Source organism: Clostridium sp. CTA-19 (assembly GCF_054767855.1).
In genome coordinates, this window is sequence record NZ_BAAABH010000016.1 from 157,878 (window position 1) to 164,250 (window position 6,373).

Consider the following 6,373-nt stretch of genomic DNA (forward strand, 5'->3'; position numbering starts at 1 on the left):
TTTTATAACAAAGATATTATGTTGTTTAAACAATTATAAAAATGGAAAGAATTTATTGTATGTATTCGATTTAAAACTTGGGTTATTAATATGAATGTTAGCAATAGATAATATGGAACTGTTAAAAAAGATACATAGTTATAATAAGGGAGGAAAAAATGTGAAAAAGATAATTTTATTAACATTAACAATATTAATTTTGTTATTTTCTTTTTCAATAGAGGGTAATGATGAAAATAGTAAGTCTAATCAAAAAAATAAATATGTAATATACAATATGGAACAAAGACCTAAAAATCTTATTATGACTGATAATAAAAATGTACGAGAAAAAGATTTAATTGTATCTTTATTTGAAGGACTTGTATCTTTAAATGATAAGGGTGAAATAGTACCAGCTTTATGTAAAGAATATAATGTAAGTGAGGACGGAATACAATATACTTTTAATTTAAGAGAAAACATAAGATATAGTAATGGGGAAAAGATAACTGCAAATGATTTTGTTCAGTTTTTTGAGGAATTCTTATGTGATGAAAAAAATATATATAGAGAAGATTTAAATTGTATATTTGGAGTAAAACAATTTATAAATGATACAGAGGATTTCTCTAATGTAGCTATAAAGGCAATAGATGAAAAAACACTAGCTATAAGATTGAATAATCCTTGTGAAAATTTTATATATATGTTATCAAAACCGGTGATGTCTCTTAGAAAGTATACCGCATTAAAAAATGAAAATACCATAACAAAAGACACATTATTTACAGGGCCATTTATAATACAAGATATAGCAGAGGATAATGAAATTGTAATATCAAAAAATGAAAATTATTATAAAAATAATTTAGTTACAAATGAGAAAATTATTATTTCTTTTATTAATGATAAAGAAAAAGCATTAGCTTATTTTGAGGAAAAGGAAAGTAAATTAGACATAATGATTGATCCACCTATAAATGAATTATCAAGACTTGAAGAAAAAAACTTTTTACAAGGATTTGATGGAGATTCTTCTATGTATATAAACTTTAATTTAAATAAGGATTTAATAACTACAGATTTAAATTTTAGAAGAGCAATAAATGAAAGTATGTCAAAAGAATTTTTTATCCAACAAATATGTAAGGAATTTGGAAATGTTGCATCTTGTTATGGAGCTGATCAATGTGGTAAGTTTTCTTCTTATGGAAATAATAATCTTGCATTAAGATATTTAAAAAATAGTAAATATAAGGATGAAGTTATTACTTTTTTATATAAGAATAATCCTATAGAAAAAAGAATAGCAGAAGATTTGTCAAAAGACATTAAAGATGATTTAGATATTGATATAAAATTAAAAGCTTATAATAATGATGAGGAACTAACCAAAAATAATAAGTTTCATATGATATTAGAACTAGATAACAACAGAGATAAAGATAAATATTTTTTGAATTTGTCAAGTGAAAAATATAAAGAGTTTTATGGATTTGCAAATGAAAAATATGATAAATCGGTACAGCAATTATTAGGAGAAAAATACAATAAAGATAAAATTGAAATATATGAGCAATGTGAAGATCTTCTAAGAGAAGAATTACCTATTATACCAATATACAATTTAAATACTGTGTTATGTAAAAAAAACAATATAGAAAATATTTATATTAATAAACACGGTAATATAGTTCTTTGTAATTTAAAAAAATTAAATTTAAAAGAGTAGAAAGATCCTAAACATCAGGATCTTTCTACTCTTTTACTAAATAATATAACATAAAAAATCAACATGTTTTTATAGGCATCGAAAGTTAACTTATTAGGTTTTAATGAATTTTTTCGTGTATTATAAGTTACATATTTCGAAAAAATTGGTGCCAAACCGTTTGTTTCAGCTGATTGGAGTGAAGACATTCTAAAATACTCTTCCTGTAATAAATCTTCGGAGTTAGAAGAAAAATTTTTATATCTCTCAATATCATCTAAACTAGGACAATCAGGCCAACTTAATACTAAATCCCATCCAATAACTTGGTTTCTATAAACATTATTTACCTTAGAATTGTCACTTTCTTCTCCATCAGATTTTTTCATATCATTATGCAGCATCATTGCATAAAGATATAAAATAATTTCATCACAATAAATTTTATTTTCCTTTTCTTCAATATCTTTTAGAAATAAGCCTTTATTAGAATCGTATAGACTTTCTAAGACAGAGTATGCTTTTTCACTAGCTTGTTTAAATTTTTTAATTTTAGTTTCTTTATAAATAAACATACAATTTATATATAAAAGAGCAGTTGTATCTAAATTATCTTTTAAAGCAGTTGGTGGAATATATTTTAAATTTTCAAGCATCAAATCAGCAAAATCTAGAAGTAAATATTTAGCTTCGTCTATATGTGAATACTTATAAAAAGTAATAAAAGCAAAACAAACTTTTATTAATTCATCTTGAGGTATGTTATATACCTCTTCTTTAAAATCTAAAAACATATTTAATATGTCTAAAGAAAAATTTTTATATTGATTATTGTAATTAAATTTATCATATGTTGAAAATTTATAGTATGCTGACATAAAAAGTGCTTGAGTTGAAAATTTAAATTTAGTATTTTTATCATAAAGATTATATTGCCCAGCAATAGCTTCAGTTGTATCAACTTTATCTACAAAAACTCCTTCATTATTTCTGCAATACAAAGCGTAGAATTCTAATTGTTCAGATGCTAAATCTAGATATTGATTTTTCAAAGCATACTTATTTTCATCTATATCCAAAAATTCATTATAATAATCTGCAAGTTCTAATATAGATAAAGTCATAAGAGCATTAGCAGCAATATTTATCTCTTTTTTAAATTTTTTTTCATTCCATTTAAGCTGAGAATCTGTAGTTAAAAGTTTTCCATTAGCCTTTCTATAAAGGCTAAGTAGTGGAGAATTTGCATCGTTTATGATATCATCAGTTGTGGGTAAGATTTTATTTTTAGACCTTAAATTAGGTGAAATAACCCCACAGCCTGAACTAAATACTATGTTAAAAATAGAGTGTTTTGATAAATGAAAAAGTTGACTTTTTATGTTTTCATTATCTAGTATATTAATTCTTAGAAAAGGACCTATATATCTCAACGTAACACCACCATAATATTGATTATATTTAATAATATGATTGTAAATTAGAAAATGTGCTTAAATCTGAAATAAATGTTATTTAATTAATAATTTTATTGGAAATTAAATTTTAATACATAATAATAAATCTATTTTAATATATAATATGTTTTTATAAAGAGGATTATGAACCAATTATAACTATAGGGAAACAAGCTCCAATTTAAATTTATTCAATAACTTTAAAATATTTTCACACGAGATACAGTGTTGAATTTTAAGTGATTCAGAGCATGTCTCACTATTTTAGGTATCCAAGTTTTGGAATGGATAATTTTAAAAGTCAACTTGGAACCCTATAGAAGTGTAATGGGATTAGTGGAAAAAAAGGAGATGTACTTATGAAGGTTGGAAAGCTTAATTGGGATGATTTAAAAGAAATTATAGATAATAATAAAAGTGTTAAAAGAAAAGACGTTAGAATAAGTAATGGTATAGGAGAAGATTGTGCCGTTATAAATTATGGTGATTATGAATGTGTGGTTTCAACAGATCCGGTAACAGGTGCAGATGAAAATATAGGTAGGATAGCAGTTAATATAAATTGCAATGATATAGCATCTTGTGGAGTAGAACCAGTAGGTATACTTGTAACAATATTGGTACCACCTACGGCTACATTAGAAGATATAAAAAAAATTATGATGGAAATAGATGAAGAGACTAAGAAATTAAATGTAGAAATTTTAGGTGGGCATACAGAAGTAACAGAAGCTGTAAATAAAATAGTGGTTTCTTGCACCGCTTTAGGAAAAGGAAAAGCTTTATCTGCCATATCAACAAGGGGTGCTAAAACAGGTAATGATATTGTAGTTACAAAAAGATTGTGTATAGAGGGAACTAGTATACTAGTTAATGATTATGAACAGCGTTGTAGAAAAGTACTTACAGATGAAGAAATTAAGCTTGCAAGAGAGTATGTAAATGATATAAGTGTTGTAAAAGAAGGAATAATAGCAGGTAATTATAAAGTTAATGCAATGCATGACATTACAGAAGGTGGACTATTAGGTGCACTTTGGGAAATGGCAGAAGGCAGCAATTTAGGGTTCGAAATATATAAAGAAAAAATACCTGTAAGTGAAATAACAATGAAATTATGTAATGAGTTTAAAATAGATCCCTTAAGATTTATATCCTCTGGAAGTATGGTTATAATTACAAAAAACGGAGATGAACTTGTTAGAAAACTAAAAGATGAAAATATAGAGGGTGCAGTAATAGGAAAAATAACAGAGGCTAAAGGAGTACTAATAGAGAATAATTGTAAGATAGAAGTTAGACCTCCAAAAAGAGATGAACTTTTTAATATTAATTAAAATATAGTTAAAAAAGATAAAAGTTTATATTAATGATAAATATATAAATAAAAAGTTAACAATATAAAAGGAGAATGACATGAAAAAGATAATAGTGGCAAGCAATAATAATCATAAAATAGAAGAAATAAAGGAAATGTTGAAAGATTTTTCGTATGAAATACTAGGTCTAAAAGAAGCGGGAATAGAAATAGACATTGAAGAGAATGGAAAAACTTTTATAGAAAATTCATACATAAAAGCTAAAGCTATATATGATTTATGCAAAGGAAAATATATGGTTTTAGCAGATGATTCTGGATTAGCAGTAGATGCTTTAAAGGGTGCTCCAGGAATATACTCAGCTAGATATAGTGGAGAACATGGGAATAGTATAGAAAATAATAAAAAACTTATAAGAGAATTACAAGGTGTTCCTTTTAAAAAAAGGGATGCTGCATTTCTTTGTGCTATGGTATTAATCGTTAATGACAATACTGTAGTAAAAGTAGAAGGTAAAGTTAATGGTAAGATAACTGAAGAATATAGAGAAATAGAAGGTGCATTTGGATACGATCCATTGTTTTATGTTGAAGAATTAGAAAAAACATTTGGCGAAGTGTCTAGTGAGGTTAAAAATGCAATGAGTCATAGAGGAAGAGCATTAGAACAATTAAAGAAAGAATTAAATAAAATATAAAAAAATATTGCTTTGAAGAAATATAAGTTGAAATTTGGTACTTTAAATAAATATATCTCACTAATAAATTTTTATTGGTGAGATATATTTTTAAAGTAAGTTTTTATTAGAGAAAGGGTAATATAGAAAATGTTAGTTGGGATTCTTAGTGATACTCATAGAAATAAAGCAAATATGGATAAAGCAACAGAAAAAATTAAAAAGTGTGATCTTGTTTTCCATTTAGGAGATAATTATGAGGATATTGATTATATAAAAAGAATTTATAAAGGGAAAATAATAGGGGTTTGTGGTAACTGTGATACAACGAAAAAATTATCTAAAGAAGCTGTATATAAACTAAAAGGACATACAATATTTTTAACTCATGGTGATTGTTATAGAGTTAAATTAAATACTTTTAATCTAAAATATAGGGCAATGGAGATCGGTGCTAATATTGTTTTATATGGACATAGCCACATGTCATTTATAGAAAAAGATGGAGGTATATTATTTATAAATCCAGGGAGTGTAGGTGAACCTATAGATAGAAATCCATCTATAGCTATAATGGAAATTAATGAGAATAATATAGAGTGCAAAATTATAAGGATTTAAGTATAAACATATGATAAAAGGGGAATTATATTAATATTTAAAAAAATATTAAATCTAATATTTATAGTATTCTTTAAATTAACTAAATAATGAATATAGGATAAAAATGATTATTTTTATAAAAATATATTAATATTAATAAAAGGTAAAAAAAATATATTACAATACTATAAAAAAATAATGAAATGCATATTTTTTTATAGTATTGTAAGGTAGTGTTTTCAATAGTTGGTAATATTTCTGCAAAAAAAATAAACTTTTTCAACAAAAAGTGTTGACTTATTTTGCAAGATAATGTAGAATAACTATTGTCGTTAGGAGATAAAACAAGTTCTTAACGATGAGCAAGTAAGTATATCGGGGTGTGGCGCAGATGGGAGCGCGCGTGGTTTGGGACCATGAGGTCGCAGGTTCAATCCCTGTCACCCCGACCACTTTTTAAAACTTGCGGGTGTAACTCAATGGTAGAGTGCTAGCCTTCCAAGCTAGTTACGAGGGTTCGATTCCCTTCACCCGCTCCAAGTATGCGTTTTTAGCTCAGTTGGATAGAGCAACGCCCTTCTAAGGCGTGGGCCAGGGGTTCGAATCCCTTAAAACGCACCATTAT

5 protein-coding genes and 3 tRNA genes are annotated in these 6,373 nt (G+C 26.1%); 7 read left to right on the top strand and 1 reads right to left on the bottom strand.

From position 1 onward, the window contains the following. The first annotated feature begins 160 nt into the window (after nucleotides 1-160). Entirely contained in the window at nucleotides 161-1,714 is a 1,554-nt protein-coding gene (locus ACYUE0_RS10670; protein ID WP_460270504.1) for an ABC transporter substrate-binding protein, read from the top strand. A 14-nt stretch (nucleotides 1,715-1,728) separates the two neighbouring features. Here the strand turns inward: ACYUE0_RS10670 and ACYUE0_RS10675 are convergent, their stop codons facing one another. Beyond that, the gene (locus ACYUE0_RS10675) at nucleotides 1,729-3,126 is read right to left on the bottom strand and encodes a hypothetical protein (RefSeq protein WP_061995900.1); all 1,398 of its coding nucleotides are present in this window, start codon (nucleotides 3,124-3,126) and stop codon (nucleotides 1,729-1,731) included. Between the two features lie 383 nt (nucleotides 3,127-3,509). Here ACYUE0_RS10675 and ACYUE0_RS10680 point away from each other — a divergent pair, with 383 nt between their 5' ends. The 6 genes from ACYUE0_RS10680 to ACYUE0_RS10705 all read left to right on the top strand — a co-directional run bounded on the left by ACYUE0_RS10680 (nucleotide 3,510) and on the right by ACYUE0_RS10705 (nucleotide 6,369). After that, nucleotides 3,510-4,487 (top strand): AIR synthase family protein, encoded by a 978-nt coding sequence (locus ACYUE0_RS10680; RefSeq protein WP_460270505.1) that lies wholly within the window; start codon nucleotides 3,510-3,512, stop codon nucleotides 4,485-4,487. A 79-nt stretch (nucleotides 4,488-4,566) separates the two neighbouring features. Continuing rightward, the gene (rdgB, locus tag ACYUE0_RS10685) at nucleotides 4,567-5,166 is read left to right on the top strand and encodes an RdgB/HAM1 family non-canonical purine NTP pyrophosphatase (RefSeq protein WP_460270506.1); all 600 of its coding nucleotides are present in this window, start codon (nucleotides 4,567-4,569) and stop codon (nucleotides 5,164-5,166) included. Nucleotides 5,167-5,295: 129 nt separating this feature from the next. Continuing rightward, nucleotides 5,296-5,766, top strand: coding sequence for a metallophosphoesterase family protein (locus ACYUE0_RS10690; RefSeq protein ID WP_061995897.1), 471 nt, complete (start codon nucleotides 5,296-5,298; stop codon nucleotides 5,764-5,766). Between the two features lie 358 nt (nucleotides 5,767-6,124). Further along, nucleotides 6,125-6,200 (top strand) — tRNA-Pro (locus tag ACYUE0_RS10695). A gap of 13 nt (nucleotides 6,201-6,213) precedes the next feature. Then, nucleotides 6,214-6,287: transfer RNA gene (locus ACYUE0_RS10700), tRNA-Gly, on the top strand. A 5-nt stretch (nucleotides 6,288-6,292) separates the two neighbouring features. Then, nucleotides 6,293-6,369 (top strand) — tRNA-Arg (locus ACYUE0_RS10705). Nucleotides 6,370-6,373: the final 4 nt, after the last annotated feature.

Bases quoted from the DNA above. Each gene is read 5' to 3' on its own strand.
- rdgB (WP_460270506.1), top strand. From the start codon at position 4,567: ATGAAAAAGATAATAGTGGCAAGCAATAATAATCATAAAATAGAAGAA.
- ACYUE0_RS10680 (WP_460270505.1), top strand. From the start codon at position 3,510: ATGAAGGTTGGAAAGCTTAATTGGGATGATTTAAAAGAAATTATAGAT.
- ACYUE0_RS10690 (WP_061995897.1), top strand. From the start codon at position 5,296: ATGTTAGTTGGGATTCTTAGTGATACTCATAGAAATAAAGCAAATATG.